A 19,900-nucleotide genomic window follows, 5' to 3' on the forward strand; every position below is an offset into this window, starting at 1 on the left:
TAGCTTGCGGATGATAATATCGGCGCCTCGTTCATGGGCTACAAAGAAAAAACCTTCTGGCTGGATACCGCCACCATGCCCGCGGGGAACAACTCCGGTCCGTTACCCGAGCGAGTGGACGTCGCTGTGATCGGCGCCGGGTTCACCGGCCTTTCGGCCGCGCGCGCTATGGCGAAACGTGGCGCGAAGGTCGCTGTCATGGAAGCCGAGACCGTGGGCTGGGGCGCCAGTTCGCGGAATGGCGGAATGGTGCTCACCGGAATGAAGCTGTCGGTGGAGAAGCTGGTTTCGAAGTACGGCCTTGAGGCCACGCGACGCATGTATGCCGCCTCGCTCGCCTCAATTGATTCGGTTGAGCAGATAGTGAAACAAGAGAACATTGCCTGCGACCTCTCCCGCACCGGACACTTGGAGGTGGCGTGCAAAGCAGCTCACTTCGCAGCCTTCGCAAGGTCGGCCGAAACCCTTGCGCGCGACTTTAAGCATTCTCTGCAGGTGGTTCCAAGAAAAGACTTGCACGCGGAGATCGGTTCCGACATTTATTTTGGAGGCCTGGTAGATGAAACCAGCGCCGGCCTGAATCCGGCCCGCTATGTCGCCGGATTGGCCGAAGCCGCGCAAAGAACTGGCGCAACCATCTATGAGCATGCACGCGTCCAGGCTCTAGCCGCAGCGTCCCGCAATGGAGATTCGGGATTTAAAGTGAACACTTCCCGCGGCCAATTGTGGGCGCGTGACGTGTTCGTAGCCACCAGCGGCTACACCAGCACGACCCCGGCGCTCCGCAAGCGTGTGATCCCCATCGGTTCCTACATTATTGTTACGGAGCGTCTGCCGGAGAGTCTGGCGCTCGAACTCAGCCCCCGCAACCGCATGATCTATGACTCGAAAAATTTTCTCTACTACTATCGCCTGACTCCAGATAACCGAATGCTGTTCGGCGGCCGCGCGGCCTTCTTTCCGGAGACTCAAAATTCTGTTCGCCGTAGCGCGGAAATTCTCCGCCGCGGAATGCTGAGCGTTTACCCACAGCTCCGCGACACACAAATTGACTACGCCTGGGGTGGCACGCTCGATTTTGCATTCGACATCATGCCCCATGCCGGCCAGCTTGATGGCATGTACTATTCCCTGGGATACGCCGGCCACGGTGTTGCCATGGCGACCTATTTGGGCATGCAGATGGGTGACCTGATCTGCGGCGGAACCAGCGAAAATCCGTTTGCCGGTATCCCCTTCCCTACAGCTCCACTGGGACTCTATAACGGCCGCCCGTGGTTCCTTCCGCTGGCTGGAGCCTGGTACCGGTTTTTGGATTGGGTCAGCTGACTTCAATTCACGACGTTTAGAGAAAGCCGCCTTTCTTCACCTCTGAAGGCGAGGCCGCCGTCGCAATAACAGATAAGCGAGCGGACCAAGAAGCAGCAAGATCAATCCCCAGCGGGTGCCCACACGATCGCTCCCCAGTAGCGCCACTCCACTCAGCAAAACCGGAGCGCCGACGGAGTACAACAAGCCTTTGCGTCCCCAGGGAATGTGAAACGGACGCGGCAGCTCGGGCGCTTTGTTCCGCAAGCGCCAACCCGAGAGCACCGTCAACAGCGAGGTTGCGATCCTTAACCACGCATAGATGGAGATCAGCTCGGTTAACGTGCGCCAGGACAGAGCGGCATACACCGCGGCCGAAACCAGAATGGCGATCCAGGGTGTCTTATAGCGCGAGTGCAGTCGTGTCAAGATCGGCGTGAGATAACCGTCTTCGGCCATGGCGAATGGCATGCGTGTGCTCGCCAACACCGTGCTGTTGAGGATGGAAACGCTGGTCACAGTGGCAGCCAAAGTCATCCAGAGTCCGAGCCAAGGGCCGCCGATTAACCGGGCAGCCTGAGAGAAATATCCGGTATGCCATAGCTGCCAATTGTCCAGGGCAGCCAGGGAGCACAAGGTCGGCAAGAAGTAGGTCGCCATAGACATGGGCACTACCCACGCCAGAGCGCGGGGATAATTGCGCTGCGGATTTTCTACTTCTTCCGCGACGGTTGAAAGCTGTTCATATCCCGAATACAACCAGATGCCCAATGCGAGCCCGACGCCGAATACCTGGAACACTGGCCCTTGCGGAGGCACCAGGGGCGAAAAAGGATTGTGCTGCCACTTCCATAAGGCCACCACGCAGAGCACCACGACCGGCAGGAGAATAAAAATCTCAAGGACCGTCGCCACCTTGCCGACCAGTTGAATTCCTCGAATGTTTACCCAGGCAATCAATGCGATCAGCGCAACCGAGAGCAGGTAGTGCTTCCAGCCCACGAGCTGGGGAAGCCAGTAGCTGACGTAATCGCTGAACAGCACTGCATAGGCGCCACCTAGTAAGAACGAAGCGCACCAGTTCCACCATCCCGCCAGAAATCCCCAGAAATCTCCGAACGCGGCACGCGTCCAGCGGTAAAAGCCACCCTGCACCGGCATGGCAGTAGTCAGCTCGGCCGCAACCAGTGAGATGGGAATGCACCAGAAGAAAGGCAGCAGCAGGTGATAGATGAGGGTGAGTCCCGGCCCGGAGGTGCTGACCTGGTCTTCCAACCCGAAAGGACCAGCCGTGGTGTAGGAGTACATCACGAAAACAAAATAGAAGAGGCCTGTCTTCGTGAGTTGTCGCCGGTTCAACGCTCTCCGTTCTCGGCCGTATAAACGATTCTTCCGGCAAAGATAGTCATCTCACACTTCAGATTCTTTAGGTCGGCGGATGGAATCGAGTACATGTCGCGGTCCCACACGGCAATGTCAGCTTCCTTGCCAGACTCGATCGAGCCGATCTTGTCTTCAAGAAAAAGTTGCCGTGCTGCCCACGCCGTGTATGAACGCAGTGCGCTGTGAATGTCGACGGATTCTGCAGTGCCAAAGGGATGCGCTCCGTACACACCCTTCAGCGGTTCGCGGACAATGGACGCCCACAGACCGTAACGTGCTGGGAAAGGCGTAACGAAGTAATCCGAGCCTCCAGTCCATTTCACATTTTTCGCCAAATAGGTTTTGAACGGATTCAGCCGCAGCGAGCGCTCCGGACCAAAGTTGCCGGCATAAGTGTCACCGATCCACCACACAAATGGCGGTTGAGGCTCGGGGTAGCCAGCGTCGTATTCCTTTTGTAGTACCGCCATCGTATCAATCGCGTGACCGGTTGGGATATTGCAATGGATGATGCTATGCCGAAGCCCGCGCGTCGGCTTCTCCTTCAAGACCTGCGCGTAGGTGTCCACCACCCAGTCAATCGCGCGATCGCCCACGGCATGCGTGCCCACGTGTATACCCGCCTGATGAAACAATCGAACTTCCTGACGGTAGATCTCAGGATCGGTTGACGGATATCCGAAATTACCGGCATCCTTGTCGATAAAGTTCTTGTTCCACTCCTTGTGTACCCACGCGGTGCGCCCTCCGCCGCTGCCATCCATGTACAGCTTCGCGCCGCCGGAGAGCAATATCCCATCGCCGAGAGATTGTGGCGGCTTGGGGAGCGCCGAGATGCGTGCGGCAGTCTGGCGCGCCGATTCCATCGTCGTGCCGGCATGCCATAGCACGAACACCCGCACGCTCAATTTGTTCTCCTCTAGAAGCTGTCGGTAGGCCTCCCATGTGTGTGCCTCGATGTCGGCGTCTTTTACCGCCGTCATGCCTTCCCGATGCAGGCCTTCGATAATGTGCAGGATTCCATTTCGCTCCTGCTCGGGAGTAGTAGCCGGAATCAGGCGCGTCACCAAGCTCATGGCCGCTTCCTTCAGCACGCCGGTGGCATTGCCTGCGGCGTCATGATCGATCGTGCCCGCAGCAGGCGGTTGCGTTTCAGTTGATATGTGCGCCAACTTCATCGCGTAGCTGTTCGCCACTCCATAATGACCGGTGGTATGTAACAACCACACCGGATTGTTAGGGCTAACCTTGTCGAGGTCCGATGCATACACATAACGATGCTCCGCCAGCTTGCCCTCGTCCCAGCCATCGCCCTGGACCCATTCCCCCGGCTTCGTCGTCGCCACCTTGTCGCGAACCTTGGCGACCACATCTTCCACTCGCGAGGAGTCGCTCAGGTTGACGTGGTAGAGCTCATTGACACCACCGTCCGCGAAGTGACCATGAGTATCAATGAGCCCGGGTGTAGCTGTGCGCCCGTGCAGATCAATTACGCGTGTACCGCTCCCGGCCCGCTGCAGGATGGCTTCGCTCGAGCCGACAGCGACAATCTTTCCTCCCTTAATCGCCACCGCCTGCGCGATCGAATCGTTGGCATCCACGGTTAGAATTTTGCCGTTTATCAGCACTAGATCGGCCGCATCAGATTGAGGTGGGTTCGCCGCAACTGCAGATTTTGCTGCCGGCATGATCCCTGCCGCTACCACCAGCAGCGCCATCACTGCCGCGTACTGCAACAACGATTTCGTAGTCATCAGCGCCTTTCAGGTGCTGGGGTTAACCGAAAGCTTTGTTCTGACTGACGCCAGTTTGAGAATTGCGAGTGCGCTAGTACAATGACGCGCACCCAGCAATACATTTATGCCAACAAATTTCCGACTGCAACTTCTCCTTGCCGTTGCGATCATGTTCCTGTGCGCGCCAAGGGCCGTTGCCGCTGACCGGCCGGTCGCCTTTACGCACGTCAACGTCATTGATACTACTGGTGGCCCCACTCAGCATGACATGACGGTTGTGGTCTCCGGCCAGCGAATTGTCGAGGTCGCAAAAAACGGCCACGCCGCCACTATAAAAAACACGCAGGTAGTGGATGGCCGCGGCAAATATCTCATACCCGGCCTTTGGGACATGCATGTGCATACGGTGTTTGGCGAGTGGCTGCCACAGTGGACAGGGGAGAAGATATCGTTTCCGCTGTTCGTTGCCAACGGCGTTACCGGTGTGCGGGATATGGGGGCCGACTTGGCGGTCGCAAAGCAGTGGCGTTCGGACATCGCCTCTGGAAAACTGCTTGGCCCAAGACTAGTGATTGCCGGACCCATGCTCGATGGCCCCAAACCTCGCTTCCCAAGTTCGGTCGGCGTGGGCACGCCGGATGATGGCCGCAAGACGGTCGATGATCTCAAACGGGCGGGTGTTGATTTTATTAAGTTTCAATCGCTGATTCCCCGTGATGCCTATTTTGCCGCGGTGGAGGAAGCCAAGAAACAGGGCATTCCATTTGTCGGGCACGTGCCGGACGCTGTCCGCGCTAGCGAAGCCTCAAATGCCGGGCAGAAAAGCATCGAGCACCTGACCGGTGTCTTTGAAGCTTGCTCGACTATAGAAGATGACCTGATGAAGGGTCCTAAAGGGCCCGGCCGCTTCGTGGCCACTTACAGCGATGCCAACGCGAAGACCTTGATCGCTCTCTTCGCCAAGAACCAGACCTGGCAGGTACCGACGCTGGTCTGGGAGCACGGGCAATGGTTAATAGACAAGAGCGATTTCAGTCGCGATCCGCTCACCAAGTATGCCCCGGCGGCCTGGAAGGACCACACCTGGCCAATGTTCACTACCGACATATTGAAAGACATGGACACGGATCCATTACCCGTCCGCGAAAAGTTCACCGATAAGGAGTTGGAGATTGTCGGCGCCATGCACCGGGCCGGCGTTCCTTTCCTAGCAGGCACTGATACCGCTGCCGGAGTGCACGTTTTTCCCGGCTTCAGTCTGCATGAGGAGCTGGAATATTTTGTTCGCGCCGGTTTCACGCCCCTGGAGGCATTGCAAACCGCCACTCGCAATCCTGCGTTCTTTCTGGGTAGGTCAGACATGGGAACCGTGCAGAAGGGCAACGTGGGCGACTTGGTGCTGCTGGATGCGGATCCATTGGCAAATATCAGTAACATTCGCAAAATTCGTGCCGTGGTGCTTAACGGCCGCTATCTGTCGCGCTCGCGCTTGGACGATCTTCTGCACCAGGTCGTGCTGGCAGCGAACTCCCGTTAACGAATCGCAGTGCAGAGCACGAAGTCTTTCTTTTCAGGCGAGCGCGTTGAGCTGTCAGGGTTCTGCTTGACAGCTCCCACAAGTGGGGTATAGTCGTTTCCACTTTCATTCTTTTCTGAAACTTTCCATTCTCTTTGCTGTCTGTAGGTCGCGACAAGTGTATTAGCAATAAGTTGTTGCTATTGTGCAGGTGCTGTCGCCGTAATGGAGGAAGTATGCGGATACGGAGCTGTTATTTGCAGGTTGTTCTTCTCGGACTGGCAATTCTCTTCACTCTGTCGGTGAGCCAGCCAGCCTTAAGCCAGACCGCCACCGGCAGCATCATTGGAACGGTCACCGACCCGAGCGGCGCGGTGGTTCCGGGAGTGGCGGTGACCATCAGGTCGGTTTCTACGGGCGCTACTCGAACCCTGGCCACGACCAATGCCGGCACGTATTCCGCGACCGCCCTCGCGCCGGGACAGTACACCGTAAGCTACCAGCAGAAAGGCTTTGGCGCCGGGAGTCAGGCGGTCATCGTGCTTGTGGGCGAGACCGCAAATGGTGACTTCAGGCTGCAAGTCGGCGAGCAAAGCACTTCCATCAATGTGAGCGCCGAGACCGCAAGCCCTGTCAACACCGTCCAAGCGGTGGTGCAGGACGTGATGACCGCCAAACAGATCGACCAATTACCCCTAAATGGCCGCAACTTCCTCGACTTGGCACAGCTGAACGCTGGCGCGCAAATTCAGGACGGTGGAAATCTCGACCCCACCAAACAGGGTTTCGCCGCCATTTCTCTGCAGGGCCGCTCAGGACGTTCGACCCGAATTGAGGCGGACGGCGTTGACATAACTGACGATTTCGTCGGCACTACTACCATCAATTTGTCCGAAGAATCCATTCAGGAATTCCAAGTCGCGCAATCCACACTAGACCCGGCGAACGGTGTCACCAGTTCAGGGGCCGTTAATGTCATAACCCGCGCTGGCTCCAACGCACTGCACGGCAGCGCCTTCTATCTTTTCCGCAACGACTCTCTGGCTGCCCGCGTGGGGGCGACGAAGGCGCCTTTCGACCGCAGCATGGTGGGTTGGCGTGTTGGCGGGCCGTTCATTAAAAACAAGCTGTTCTGGTTTGTCGGTCATGAGCACACGCTGCAGCACGGAACGACCTTTGTCAGTCCCGGTGGGAATTTTTCCAATTTTGCCGGCGCGTTCTCAACTCCATTCCACGAGACCGAAGCCACCGCCCGTCTCGACTGGAACATCTCCAATAATTGGCGCACGTTTTATTCCTTTCACTTTGACCAGCTGAATTTGGTCACCGGATTCGGGGGGATTTCCCTTCAGCCATTCTCCAATCGAAATCTAAATGCAGTGCACACTTTCGCCTTGGACGGCACCACGGGTACCTACACCCACAGCTTCCGCTTTGGCCTGATGCGTTTTCGCAACTTCATCCAGGATGCGCTGCACGTCGTCGGTGGACTGCCCCAGGCATTCCCCGGAGGAGTGCCCGCGGGAATCGGCATTGGTCCCGATGTTTTCTGCACCGCTGGTGTCAACCAGCTCTGCCTCGGACCTAACTATCTGGTGCCGCAGTTCACATTGCAGCGCAACAAGCAGGTCCGCTATGACGGCTCGGTACCTTACCGCTCCCACACTCTTCGCTATGGGATTGAGTACGTCAGCATCCTTGAAGGCGGATTTTCTGGTTTCATCGGCGATGGTCCCATACTTAACTCGAACGGAACATCTACTGAAGTGAATTTCGCGAACGCCAACAACACATTTGGCGGCGGCGCTACTAATCCGCTCAACTATCCTCTGGAAAACATCGCCTTCGGCAACGGTCTGGGATTTTCTTCAGAAATACGAGGAATGGGCCTCCCCCATGGCACATTTCCGGGGCACCGTTTCAGCCTGTACGTGGGCGATGTCTGGAAGGTGAAGCCGAACCTGACTGCCACGCTCGCCCTGCGGTATAACCGTGTAACCGGTCGTACTGACAGCGACGCGCGCGCCCTGCCCAGCCTTACAAGCCTGATTCCGGGTTCTGACCGTCCACCCCGCCAAGCTAATCTGGACTTTGCTCCCCAGGTTGGCGTTGCTTGGGACCCATTCAAGGATGGCAAGACTTCCGTGCGCCTCGGTGCCGGCCTGTTTTACGACAATTTCCTGACCGAGAACATCCTTTTCGACCGACCGCTACGCATTCCTGGCGGCTTGGCTAACTTCACCCCTGTGGTTAACAGTGGGACCGTTCCAGGCACCTCTATCTCGGTGACTCCCTGGATTGGCCAGCCGATCGGAAGTGTCGCTGGGCAGGTTGCCGCGGCTCAAGCCGCGTTTCAGGCTGCCAGTGCTGCAGCAGCAGCCACCTTCAATCCCAATGGCATTCCCGGATTTGACGATCCTAATGGATTCAATCGGAATACTCTGTTCGGGGTACTTGCTCCGAACCTCCAGATCCCGCGCTCCGTCGAGATCAATTTCGGCGTACAGCGCCAAATCCGCAAAAACTTATTTGTCTCCGTGGATTACCTGCGCAACGTAAACACCCATTCCATCATGAACCACGATGTAAATTTCCTGGGTGCGGCCCGGACTTTCAACAAGGCTGCTGCGCAGGCCGCAATCCAAACAACAATAGCCCAGTACCCCGGTTGTGCCGACATCGCGTGCACAATTTCCCAGGGCGCCACCATCCAGACCTTCGCCGCCAATGGCTTGGGCTCGCCTGCGAATGGGCTATTGACAACAATAGTTCAGCCCAATAACACCTTCGCATTTGGCGGAGTGGATCCCAGCTTCGGCCAGATCATGCTCAGCGACACGATTGGCCGCTCGGTGTACAACGCGCTGCAGGTGCGCTTGAACCAGAATGTTGCCAATCCGTTTCCCGGCGTGCGCCAGCTTTCCTGGCAGGCCAATTACAGCCTCTCCCGCTTTAACTCGACTGCACCTGATCAGGATGTTGTCTACGCCCAGAACGCGCGCGACAATCTGAACCCCTTGCACTTTTTCGGGCCGAACGCCCTCGACCGCACTCACATGCTTGCTTTTGGCGGCACTTTCGACGTCCGCGGCGGGCTTCGAGTCAGCATGTTGACGCGCATTTACAGCGCTCTCCCGAACAGCCTGAGCGTGCCCTTACAGTGCAATTGCCCAGCTGAAATCTTCCTGACCGACCTCACCGGCGACGGCACCGGCAGTGACCTTCTGCCCGGCACAAATCTTGGCGCCTTCGGCCGCGGTGTGAAAGTCGGCAGCCTGAATTCTGTTATCAACAATTTCAATTCCAGCACTGCGGGCACGCTGACTCCTGCTGGCCAGGCCCTGGTATCAGCCGGTCTGTTTACGTCCGCGCAGTTGAAACAGCTAGGCGCAGTGGTTCCCGCCATCACCAACGCTCCCGCCGGCCAGGTTGGAATTGACAACTTCATTGCCGACGATCTGCGCATCAGCTACCCCTTTCACTTGAATCGGCTCTGGAAGGGTGCGGGAGAGGAGTTCGTGCTCGAGCCTACGGTTGACATATTCAACGTTGTGAACAAGGCAAACTTCGATCCGCCGGCTGGTTTCATTACTTCGCCTATACGCGGCGTGCTGGATGGTTCCGTCGGCTCAGCTAACGGCACCACCTATGCGCAACGCGCCAACCGATACGGTTTGGGTACGGGCGTGTTCTCGCAGGGCATTCCTCGCGCCTTCGAGATTGGGATGCGAGTGTCGTTTTAGCCAGAACACTCGGACAGACGGCACCTACTCCGTGTGGCTCGTGCGCCTCATCCTTGACGCGACCTATATAAGAATAGTGCTCAAGTTGCCGCTCGAGCCGTGACGTTGTTCTTTCAGCTTTACCTACCGCAAGGGGAAGCCATCAGCGTTTTTTGAGAAACGAAATCGGGATCTGAAATTTCCGCTTGACACTCTTAAACGGCGGGAGCACAATCCGCCCGGAATCGCCTCTCCGAAGAGCAGTTCCCTCACAGAGCAAGTGCTGCACCCTGAGGTGAAGTCTCCTGGTTCCCGGGAACGAACCCAAGCGGAAAATCTGCGCGATGCAGACCGCGTTCCGCGCAAGAACGGACGCGTCTCTCATTGCTGCCTGGAGGGAATGTAATGAAAACGGGAAACCTCGTCGCGCGCACCATTCTCCTGACAGCGCTACTCGCTGTTACAGCCGGGGCCGGCTTTGCACAGACAACTTGGCTTCCACCGATCACACCGGCTACCACTTCGCCGAACGGCTTCCCACATTATGGCGGAGACGGCTCTCAGAGCAGCGCTTATGATGCCGCCCACGACCGCTTGATCGTCTTCGGCGGAGTGAGCCCGTTTGACAACAGTGCGGTATCGCACGATACCTGGGTGCTCGTTAACGCAAGCGGGGCTGCAGGCATCCCAACCTGGAATAAGCTTCAAACAACTAATGATCCGCCCGGCCGCTTAAGGCACAGTGCGGTTTACGATCCCGTCACCAATCGGATGATCGTATTCGGAGGAACAACAAATGGCTTTGGCTATGGCCCATTTCTGAATGACGTTTGGATTCTAACCAATGCAAACGGGCTTAACAGCAGCTCTCCAACTTGGGTCCAGCGTACACCCAGTGGAGGCCCGCCTGACGCACGATCACAGAATGGAGCAATCTACGATCAAGCTGCAAATGCAATGACGATTTTCTTCGGGTCAAACCCTGCGGGTACTCAAACCTGGTCCGACGTCTGGGTACTGCAAGATGCGAATGACATTAACGATCCACCTGGGTCCTTGTGGCAAATGGTTTCTCAAAGCGGCAGCGTACCCTCGGGACGTGGCCATTTCGCCACAGGCTACGATCCTGCTTCCCATGTTGTCACTATCTTCGGAGGTTGCTGTGGCTACAGCAATGCGAGCTTTGTTGGGAGCCTCGATCTTTTATCTACTCCTCCCAACGTAGCGTGGACCTTTCTAACTCCGGGCGGAACGATACCACCGGCAGGGGATGTATCCACTTTTGGCTATGATCCAGGAAGCAACCGGCTAGTTGTGCTCGACATCGTTCCTGGCGATGGAACGAACGGAACGTGGCTCCTTTCAGATGCGAATGCGATCGGAGGCACCGACGCGTGGACGAACATAATCCCTGGGAGCACGCCGGGGATCCCGCCACGGGGATTTCTGGTCGGCAGCGGTTACAATCCAAACAGCAAAATATTGATTGATGCTCTGAATGCCGTCCAGAACAGCAACCAAGTCCCGCAAGTATGGCTATTGAAGAACGCCGACGGGTCGACCCCGTTCCTGAGTTTTCCCTTACACGGAGTGACGCCCTCCACTGCCAGTATCAGCACGGTCATGGATCACCATGTCGCAAAGAATAGTCAGGGGAACCCACAATACTACGCGGCCGATAATTTAGTTGACGCGTATACAGGCGAGGAGGGTACATTTAATTGCACGCCCGCGGCAGCGCCATGTGTCGCCCTAAACGCGCAGGGTAATCCACGATCTCCGGCCGGTTACAAAAACACCCTAGATCAACCATTCGCGATAAATGGCTACTACACGGGCGGAGGGGGCTGTTACGACGAAAATCATAAGCCAGTCAATTGTAAGTCATGGCTGTTTTACGAAGGGCACCCGGGTTTCGACTATCCGACAAGCTTAGGAACCTCTGTTTTTGCACCAGCCCCGGGCGTGGCTTTTATTCCGGATTGTGATCCCATCACTCGGAAAACCGACTGCACAGGAGCCGCCACCAGTAGTGCCGTTGATGGCTTTAACATTCTCACCCTTGACCACGGAAACGGCTACTCCACGTGGTATCTCCACATGGGTGACCTGGAAAAGGTTAAGAATGAATCGGCAACTATTCCGCAAGCGCCATTCCAGGTGGCCGTCGCCCATGCCGGGGAATTTCAAAGTAACCTGCGTGTGGTCTATGCAGCACGCCCAAACAAGAAACTGAAGAAGGTTAGGTCGAACCCGACTTCCGGCCAGTATACGGTTGATGCAACCGGTGTTTATACGTTTAGCTTGGCAGACTCGGGTCTAGGTGTGCTGATCTCATACTACTATGCCGTCGATTTCAGGGTGATTACTTGTCCTGGCCAGGCTAGCATCACCTTGCATCGAGGTGATGGTCAGCGCGTTCCTGTTACGCCACAATGTACGATCGGACAAGTTGGGAACAAGGCTATAAAACCTAACAACAAGCCGCTTATTCTCGGAGCCCATCTCCATTTCGAAGTGAGGAAAGGATTAATAAAGACGTCCAGGGGCGCATACCAATGTGCTCTTCCGCGTTGCGTTCCTATCGATCCTTATGGCTGGAAGAGTTCGACTCGAACAGATCCTTATCCATTCGGGCCTAATATCTTGCTTTGGAATGATCCCAACTAGCTCGATGACCGACCGGGGCACAGTGAGAGGGAGGCGTGAATCCATTAGTCTTGAAACCTTTACGAGGGGGCCTAAGGGATTTTAATCATGGTGGCCAGGGACGGAATCGAACCGCCGACGCCAGCCTTTTCAGGGCTGCGCTCTACCAACTGAGCTACCTGGCCACAACTTGGAAACCGGCGGAACTGGCGGCGAGTAAGCCGTTCAGAGCGCGCCCTCACAGTGGCGGAAGAGGCGGCCTTTGCGACCGCATCGATTGGAAACTTGCAGAACCAGACTGATTATAACAACGCGTTCCCCAAACCCTCAATCGGATGCTCACGGTTGGACGGGAAGGCAACGGCCGCAGGCAATGCAAGTCCGCCGATCGTCGACTCACCCAGAAACCAGACCCTCACCCCTGCCCCACGACTTACTAGCGGCAATTCATTTTTACTTCTCCGCCTGCTATCGTGGCCCAGCAATGATTGGATCCAAACCAGTAGGCCAGCTCACGATAATCCGTGAAATCAAATATCGCGAGGTCGGCATCCTTGCTCGGCTCGATAGTTCCTTTTCGATCTTGAAGTCCCAGTGCGCACGCTCCATTGATGGTCGCGGAGCTGATTGCCTCGGCGGGCGACATTTTCAAATGAGTGCTCGCCAGGGACAGCACAAATGGCATGCTGGTGGTGGGTGAGGTTCCCGGGTTGTAGTCTGTGGCCAAAGCGACGGCTACTCCGTTATCAATCAACTTCCGCGCCGGCGGAAATCGGTCGAGACCAAGATAGTAGTTAGCGCCCGGTACCAGAGTTGCAACGGTTTCTGATTGCGACAGCTCCTTGATGTCATTGTCGGCAACGAAATCCAGGTGATCCAGTGAGGCTGGCCGGTACCCAAGGAGAGGCGCGAGAGAGCACATGGTTAATTGGCAGACATGCGCGCGCACACCCAAACCGTTCCTGATGGCCGCTTTGAAAATCTGCTCCGCCTCCTCCACTGAAAATGCTCCGCGGTCGCGGAACACATCCACAAATTTCGCTAACTTCTCACGGGCGGCACGAGGCACCATTAGCTTACAGACATCCTGAACATACTTTTTTGAGTGGCCCTCGTATTCTCGCGGGACCACATGCGCACCTAAGAGAGTGGGGACCACGGTGCCCGGCCAACGATTGGCTGCGTCTCGAATCGCAAGTAGAGACTTCAGTTCTGCCTCGACGCTCAGCCCGTAGCCGGACTTTGCCTCGGCGGTCGTAGTGCCCTGCGCTCCCATTTCTTCAAATGCCGCGAGCACCTTGTGGGCAAGTTTCTGCCGCGTGGCATTCCGCACCCCTTCTACACTGGAGCGAATGCCGCCGCCTGCCTGAGAGATCGCCTCGTAGTCTGCTCCAGCAATGCGCTTTTCAAAATCCAGCAAGCGGGGGCCGGTAAAAACAGGATGAGTGTGCGAATCCACAAAACCCGGAATGACCACCTTCCCTGCGCAATCAATCTCCTCGACTCTGCGGCGATTTTTCTTCAGCCAAGGATCATAGAGTGCATCCTTTGTGTTTCCGACAGAGAGGATTTTTCCTGCGTCGCACAGAACGGCGGCATCTTCAATAATTCCAAGGTCGCGTAGTTCTTTCCCCCGGCGTGGGCCGGTGCTGCCTGAACGCAGCGTCAGCAATTGACGGATGTTGGTGAGCAGGACCGGCCCGAAATCGTTCCGGCGGCCACGAGCAGCGGGGCCCGCCGATCCTCGGCGCACACTATTTGTTCTGGAGACTTTGGGCATCCGGTGATGACAGAGAATGCTTGCTAATGAAAAGTGACGGCTTACCGCTTCATGGGAATGTTAATTCCCTTTTTCTGTGCGAAGTCGCTGGCCTCATCGTATCCCGCATCTACATGCCTCGCCACGCCGATGCCGGGATCGTTGGTAAGGACGCGCCCGATGCGCTTGGCCATTGCGTCGCTGCCGTCGGCGACCGTGACCTGGCCGGCATGTTGCGAATATCCGATGCCGACGCCGCCGCCGTTATGGATCGAGACCCAGGACGCGCCGCTTGCAGTGTTCAGCAGCGCATTCAGCAGCGGCCAGTCAGCCACCGCATCGCTGCCATCTTTCATGCTCTCCGTCTCGCGGTATGGCGATGCCACAGAACCGCTGTCCAGGTGATCGCGCCCCATCACGATGGGCGCCTTTATCTTTCCCTTTTTCACCAGCTCGTTAATCGCCAACCCGAACTGTGCGCGCTCCCCATAACCCAGCCAACAAATGCGCGCCGGCAGACCTTGGAACTTGATTCGCTTGCGGGCAAGATCAATCCAACGCTTAAGAACACGATCATCAGGAAAAAGCTCGAGCACCAGCTCATCCGTGACCGCGATGTCTGACGGCTCACCCGAAAGCGCTACCCATCGGAACGGGCCGCGTCCCTCACAGAATAATGGTCGAATATAAGCGGGGACAAATCCCGGAAAATCATAAGCGTTTTTAACTCCGTTCTGGAAAGCAAACGTACGAATGTTGTTGCCGTAATCGAATGTTACCGCGCCCATCTTCTGCAGGCGCAGCATGCCTTCGACGTGGCGCGCAATCGAATCCAGAGAACGCTGTTCATATGCTTTAGGATCGCGCTGGCGCAACTCCTCCGCCTGCTCCAAGGTGAGTCCCTGCGGGATATATCCATTCAGCGGATCGTGCGCTGAAGTCTGGTCCGTAAGGATGTCCGGCACCACACCCCGTTCTGCGAGCTCCGGAATGACATCGGCGCAGTTACCGACCAGCCCCACTGAAATATTTTCTTTCTTGCGAACGGCATTCTTTATAATCCGCAGCGCCTCGTCCAGCGAGTTGACCATGAAGTCGCAATAGCCGGTCTTCAGGCGTTTCTTGATGCGCTCGGGGTCAACGTCAATTCCCAGGAAAGTCGCGCCGGTCATCGTAGCTGCCAGAGGCTGAGCGCCGCCCATGCCACCCATGCCGCCGCTCACGATCAGCTTGCCTGCCAGCTCGCCACGAAAATGCCTTTCTCCTGCGGCAGCAAAGGTCTCAAACGTGCCCTGGACAATGCCCTGTGAGCCGATATAAATCCACGAGCCCGCCGTCATCTGGCCATACATCATCAGGCCGGCGCGATCCAGTTCGTTGAATTTCTCCCAATTTGACCAGTGCCCCACCAGGTTGGAGTTGGCGATGAGCACGCGTGGAGCATATTCATGCGTCTTAAATATGCCCACCGGCTTACCAGATTGAACCAGCAGAGTCTCGTCGTTCTCCAATGACTTTAGGGAGTGAAGGATCGCTTGATAGCACTCCCAATTACGCGCTGCTTTGCCGCTACCGCCATAGACAATCAGGTCGCGAGACCGTTCCGCAACCTCTTCATCAAGATTGTTCATGAGCATGCGCATGGCCGCTTCCTGCTGCCAGCCCTTGCAGGAAATGCGGTTTCCGCGCGGCGCGCTAATTGGGGTATAGGTGGAGTGGTTGATTTCGGTTTCAACCGGCATAAGGATCAATGTTAGTGGGTTCTACCAAGTGGCGCAATTCGGGGTTCGGGCCTGCGAATCTTCACCACGAACTATAGGGTGTGCCTTCGGAGCTCACCTGATTTGATCCGCTATGCACATCAATGATGCCGGGCTGCTGCTGGTCCACGCTGAGCAGCGTGTCTTCTTGATCAGTTGTCCATGTTTCTGTGGACGCAGTGAAGGGGTCTTTAGGAATGGACTTCAAATAACCTGCTGAGATCAGGTCTTCCAAAGACTGCGGTGCCTTTTGTTTGTCCAAGGTGTACTGTGAAATCAGGCTGCGCAGCTGGAACAGGTCGTCTTTCAGCACCGTCTCCCGCGCGCGCAGAATTGAGGTCTTGTAAATCGGCGTCGCAATCGAATACAGAATCAGCAGGATGCTGATCACCATCATCAACTCGATGAGGGTGAAGCCGCCGCTGCGCGATTTGGGTTTCCCGCTCACCATTCTGAATACTTTGTCCCGTCCAGTGCTGTTCCCGGCGATTTCGTGAAAACATCAAACACGTTCTGCCCGCCCCAGGAGTCAGAAGTAGGGTCGTCCTGCATCGAGCGCAAACCCCACTCGTTTTTACCGGTCATCGGGTCCACGGGGATGCGCCGCAAGAAACGCACTTTCTTGCCTCCCACGTCCACCCCATTCACCAGGGTCTCCAAATCGGGCGGATAACCTTCACTTCCCACTTTGATTTGAAATGCCGCGCGGTCAGCCGCGTCCTTATAGCGGTCAATGGCATCGCGTAATTCCCAGAGATCTCGGCGCAGTTCGCGCTCCCGTTCGCGCTGGATTTTCACCCGGACTAACGGAACCGCCAGCCCGGTGAGGATCGCGAGGATTGACATGGTGACAATCAACTCGACGAGCGTGAAGCCCCTCGACCTGCGCAACCGCACGTTTTCCAATGGAGGATATTTAGAGTGCACTGGTAGACGGCTAACGCCCACCAGGCGAACTTCTTTAATCATGAACTTATACACAACATTTTACTCGGATCTGCGGTCCCAAGGCGCTACTGCACGTTGATCGCGGCCTTTGAGCCACTCGCCTGGATCGGCTGCATGGCGGCATCGCGTAAACCGTCCCGCGTGATGCTGAGGGTAGAGCTGCCTGCGGCCTTGGCCAGGAACGTAATCGTAAATACATCTCCGTCGCCCGAGACTCCTCCCGTATTGGGAGGACGCGTCGCGGTAACCTGAAGAATCCCGGTGGCAGGATCATCCCGGTGCACCAGCGCCACCGCCTGGCCATCGCGCGACAGAAGGCGTCCATTAGAGACGTTCAGTACTTGCAGGGAATTCGGGTTGTAGGCAATTTGCACCGGAACCGAATAGATGTTTTGCCCACCCTTCAAATTTACGTTCACTGCAAAGGTAGAACCTACCGCCGGAGTGACGTTCTCTGGGTCGAAGCTGAGAGCCACTGCCGAACCAGGCGTCACGAATGGTTCAGCGGCGGCAGCCTGTGGCTGGGCCGGTGCCCCCGGCTGAGTAACAGCTGGCGGTTGGGAAGGCGCGGGTGCTGCGGAAGATGGTGACGTGGATTGCACTGGCGCTGCCGGCTGATTTACGTTAGGAGCCGCTTCGCTGGCTCGCCGTAGATCAATTGAGTTCGCCGTGCCCACATCCAACACGCGCTGATTCATCTCATCCACTACCTGGCCACGGACCACGTGCGGTATCAGCACAAAAACGATTTCGCTATCACGCCGATCCTGAGTAGTTTGCGAAAACAGGTATTTTAGAATTGGAACTTGCGCCAGCCACGGATAGCCGGTCAACGCTTTTGTGTCCTGGTGTTCCAGGATGCCACCCAGGATGTTGACTTCTCCCTCTTTGAGCCTGATCTCGTGCTCGATCTTGCGTTGTCCGATTACCGGCTGGTTGATGCCGCCGATGTTCGTCGTCGAGTCCACTTCCGAGATATCCATTCCAACTTTCAAAGTGACCGACCGGTCGCCATGGATATGCGGCGTGATATCAACGTTCACGCCGACATCGAGATATTGAAACTGCGTATTCACCAGCGGGTTTATGCCTACACCGCCAATACCGGGCTGAAACGAACCCGTCGCCACCGGCACGCGCTGGCCAATCTTCAAACTGGCTTTTTGCCCATCAATTGCCCGAATCTGTGGATTTTGAATAAGTTTCGAGTCGCTGTCTGAAAACAATGCCGTCGCCGTGGCTTGCCCGATGTTTACCTGAAAGTCGGTGGCAGTCAGGTTGCCTATGCGATTGAGGTTTATGCTCCCTGAAGAACTGGCGTTGCTGCCGCTGCCGGCCCCCGAACCACTACCGCTGCCGCTGGCAGGGTTCACATTGCTTTGCAGCGTGACCGTACCGGTGGTGGGAGGATTAATTCCGAGGGTGCGCATTTTTTGCCGCGTGACCTGCATCACCACGACATCCACCACTACTTCCGGCTTGGACTTATCAATGTCCCCTATTAGCTTTTCAGCCAGCGCCAGCTGGTCCGGTGTGCCCCGCACGACGATGGCGTTCTGTGAGGGCAACTGCTGGATGCGACTGACCTCCAGGATAGTGCGCATCGCGTTGACCACGTCCTGCAATTCCGTAGGGGCGGACAAATTGGACAAATAAAAAGTCTTGATGACGCTCTGCTCTAATTCTTTGCGCTTGGCTGGATTGTCTGCGGCAACAAAGATGGTGTTCGGAGTCACCGGCCGCCAGAAGGTTTTAGATTGCAAGGCGATAATTTCCAGGGCCTGTTGCAGGGTAACTCCATTCAACTCGACCCTGATCCGGCGCGAGGTGTAGTCGGGATCGAAGAGCACATTGATCCCTGCCAGCTTGCCCACCGTCTCATAAATCGTCTTTGTGTCTTCCGTAAGCTTCAGGGTGATGGGAACATTGGAAATGGGGGCAAGTTCGACCGGGCCGCCTGCCTGATCCAACATCTTTCTCAGTGGGCCCGGTGCGGCAGCTTGCGGCTTGGGCGGTGCCTCTACCTGCTGCATTAATTGGCGGGTGCGTGCGGCCTCTTGCTGAGCGATGAAGCTGGACGTATCTATTGCCGCCGCAGCCTCGAACTCCGCCAGCGCTTCCTGTAACTTGCCGGCCTCGCGTAGTAGTTGTCCGCGATGTACTTTGGAGGCCGCTGCGAGGAAACGGGTGCGTTCGTAAGCCGCGCGATAGCGTACCTCTTTCGGCCTCAAATCGTAGGCGTGCTTATAGTTTTCGTAGGCAAGCTCATAGTTCTGCCGGGCTTCAGCGTCTTTGCCCTTGTTATAAAAGGACTTCGCCTGGTCCGCCAATGCCGGAACAGAGACGGCGATTAAGAGGCATAGTACTCCGAAGGTTTGGATCGACCTGGCCATTAGAGACTTGGCGTTGCCGAGCAGGACTTCGCCCGCAGACTGAAACGCTGCTCCTTGTTTGATCGGCTGAGAAGGCGAAAATTGCATGAGGAGCAAAAATTATAGCATCGGGAGCGGCCGAATCCGCTGGTTACTGTATGGTACATTTTAGTCTCTCAAGCGCTGCCTTATCCGGTTAAATGCCTCGCCAGCCTGCACATACGGTTCGTCCTGGAAGTGAGAAACACCCCCGGCGCGACCCCACTGCTGCCGGCCAACGCGACGCCTCAGTCAACCGTGCTGCCTCCCACAACTACTTTCTTACGGACAAGTTCGAGGCTGGCATCGTGCTCACCGGGACCGAGGTCAAATCGGTCCGCGCGGGGCACGCCAACCTCAAGGATTCTTACGGCCTAATTAAAGATGGCGAACTCTGGCTCTTGAATGCCCATATCGGGCCTTACGAGCACGGTAACATCTTTAACCACGAGCCTCTTCGGACTCGCAAGCTGCTGGTTCACGGCGATGAATTGCGGAAGCTTATCGGCAAGACCCAACAGCGCGGCCTGACGCTGATTCCGACCCGCATGTACTTCAAAAATGGGCGGGTCAAGGTTGAGCTGGCCCTGGCCAAGGGCAAGCAGCTGTGGGACAAAAGGGAAACCGAGCGTCGCCGCACCGCCGATCGCGAAGCTCGCGAGGCCGTCGCCCGTGGAAGGAAGCACAACGCCCGTTAAGCCCGCCGCC

The 19,900-nt window shown here is 56.6% G+C and carries 12 protein-coding genes and 1 tRNA gene; 5 read left to right on the forward strand and 8 right to left on the reverse strand.

Features of this window, described 5'->3' with window-relative positions:
- The first annotated feature begins 33 nt into the window (after nucleotides 1-33).
- Nucleotides 34-1,329, forward strand: coding sequence for an FAD-binding oxidoreductase (locus VFA76_11105; protein ID HZR32385.1), 1,296 nt, complete (start codon nucleotides 34-36; stop codon nucleotides 1,327-1,329).
- A 36-nt stretch (nucleotides 1,330-1,365) separates the two neighbouring features.
- On the opposite strand, the gene VFA76_11110 is transcribed toward VFA76_11105, so the two are convergent.
- Nucleotides 1,366-2,667 carry an APC family permease gene (locus VFA76_11110; protein ID HZR32386.1) on the reverse strand — a complete coding sequence of 434 codons (1,302 nt, stop codon included), beginning with the start codon at nucleotides 2,665-2,667 and terminating at the stop codon, nucleotides 1,366-1,368.
- Nucleotides 2,664-4,445, reverse strand: coding sequence for an amidohydrolase family protein (locus VFA76_11115; protein ID HZR32387.1), 1,782 nt, complete (start codon nucleotides 4,443-4,445; stop codon nucleotides 2,664-2,666). Before VFA76_11115 ends, VFA76_11110 begins: the two co-directional genes overlap by 4 nt.
- 106 nt (nucleotides 4,446-4,551) lie before the next feature.
- On the opposite strand from VFA76_11115, the gene VFA76_11120 reads away from it, so the two are divergent.
- The 3 genes from VFA76_11120 (at nucleotide 4,552) to VFA76_11130 (ending at nucleotide 12,335) form a co-directional block, all read left to right on the forward strand.
- On the forward strand, nucleotides 4,552-5,964 hold the full coding sequence (locus tag VFA76_11120; protein ID HZR32388.1) for an amidohydrolase family protein: 1,413 nt from the start codon (nucleotides 4,552-4,554) through the stop codon (nucleotides 5,962-5,964).
- A gap of 215 nt (nucleotides 5,965-6,179) precedes the next feature.
- Nucleotides 6,180-9,686, forward strand: coding sequence for a TonB-dependent receptor (locus VFA76_11125; GenBank protein HZR32389.1), 3,507 nt, complete (start codon nucleotides 6,180-6,182; stop codon nucleotides 9,684-9,686).
- Between the two features lie 384 nt (nucleotides 9,687-10,070).
- Nucleotides 10,071-12,335 (forward strand): M23 family metallopeptidase, encoded by a 2,265-nt coding sequence (locus VFA76_11130; protein HZR32390.1) that lies wholly within the window; start codon nucleotides 10,071-10,073, stop codon nucleotides 12,333-12,335.
- A gap of 88 nt (nucleotides 12,336-12,423) precedes the next feature.
- Here the strand turns inward: VFA76_11130 and VFA76_11135 are convergent.
- The 6 genes from VFA76_11135 to VFA76_11160 form a co-directional block, all read right to left on the reverse strand.
- Nucleotides 12,424-12,499, reverse strand: a tRNA-Phe gene (locus VFA76_11135).
- Between the two features lie 251 nt (nucleotides 12,500-12,750).
- Nucleotides 12,751-14,094, reverse strand: coding sequence for an imidazolonepropionase (hutI, locus tag VFA76_11140; protein ID HZR32391.1), 1,344 nt, complete (start codon nucleotides 14,092-14,094; stop codon nucleotides 12,751-12,753).
- 41 nt (nucleotides 14,095-14,135) lie between these two features.
- Nucleotides 14,136-15,815 (reverse strand): urocanate hydratase, encoded by a 1,680-nt coding sequence (gene hutU / locus VFA76_11145; GenBank protein HZR32392.1) that lies wholly within the window; start codon nucleotides 15,813-15,815, stop codon nucleotides 14,136-14,138.
- A 61-nt stretch (nucleotides 15,816-15,876) separates the two neighbouring features.
- Entirely contained in the window at nucleotides 15,877-16,284 is a 408-nt protein-coding gene (locus VFA76_11150; protein HZR32393.1) for a prepilin-type N-terminal cleavage/methylation domain-containing protein, read from the reverse strand.
- A complete protein-coding gene (locus tag VFA76_11155; GenBank protein ID HZR32394.1) occupies nucleotides 16,278-16,802 on the reverse strand; it encodes a type II secretion system protein in 525 nt (174 codons plus the stop codon). The genes VFA76_11150 and VFA76_11155 overlap by 7 nt, the downstream gene beginning before the upstream one ends.
- A gap of 44 nt (nucleotides 16,803-16,846) precedes the next feature.
- A complete protein-coding gene (locus VFA76_11160; protein ID HZR32395.1) occupies nucleotides 16,847-19,174 on the reverse strand; it encodes a cohesin domain-containing protein in 2,328 nt (775 codons plus the stop codon).
- 179 nt (nucleotides 19,175-19,353) lie between these two features.
- Here VFA76_11160 and smpB point away from each other — a divergent pair, with 179 nt between their 5' ends.
- Nucleotides 19,354-19,890, forward strand: a complete 537-nt coding sequence (smpB, locus tag VFA76_11165; protein HZR32396.1) for an SsrA-binding protein SmpB — start codon at nucleotides 19,354-19,356, stop codon at nucleotides 19,888-19,890.
- Nucleotides 19,891-19,900 lie beyond the last annotated feature (10 nt).

This window comes from Terriglobales bacterium (assembly GCA_035651655.1).
Classification (GTDB): Bacteria; Acidobacteriota; Terriglobia; order Terriglobales; family Acidobacteriaceae; genus DASRFG01.

Excerpts from the sequence above, each read along its gene's own strand:
- VFA76_11160 (HZR32395.1), bottom strand. The coding sequence starts at position 19,174 with ATGGCCAGGTCGATCCAAACCTTCGGAGTACTATGCCTCTTAATCGCC.
- hutU (HZR32392.1), bottom strand. The coding sequence starts at position 15,815 with ATGCCGGTTGAAACCGAAATCAACCACTCCACCTATACCCCAATTAGC.
- VFA76_11105 (HZR32385.1), top strand. The coding sequence starts at position 34 with ATGGGCTACAAAGAAAAAACCTTCTGGCTGGATACCGCCACCATGCCC.
- VFA76_11120 (HZR32388.1), top strand. The coding sequence starts at position 4,552 with ATGCCAACAAATTTCCGACTGCAACTTCTCCTTGCCGTTGCGATCATG.
- VFA76_11115 (HZR32387.1), bottom strand. The coding sequence starts at position 4,445 with ATGACTACGAAATCGTTGTTGCAGTACGCGGCAGTGATGGCGCTGCTG.
- smpB (HZR32396.1), top strand. The coding sequence starts at position 19,354 with ATGCCTCGCCAGCCTGCACATACGGTTCGTCCTGGAAGTGAGAAACAC.
- VFA76_11125 (HZR32389.1), top strand. The coding sequence starts at position 6,180 with ATGCGGATACGGAGCTGTTATTTGCAGGTTGTTCTTCTCGGACTGGCA.
- VFA76_11150 (HZR32393.1), bottom strand. The coding sequence starts at position 16,284 with ATGGTGAGCGGGAAACCCAAATCGCGCAGCGGCGGCTTCACCCTCATC.
- VFA76_11155 (HZR32394.1), bottom strand. The coding sequence starts at position 16,802 with ATGATTAAAGAAGTTCGCCTGGTGGGCGTTAGCCGTCTACCAGTGCAC.
- VFA76_11130 (HZR32390.1), top strand. The coding sequence starts at position 10,071 with ATGAAAACGGGAAACCTCGTCGCGCGCACCATTCTCCTGACAGCGCTA.
- hutI (HZR32391.1), bottom strand. The coding sequence starts at position 14,094 with ATGCCCAAAGTCTCCAGAACAAATAGTGTGCGCCGAGGATCGGCGGGC.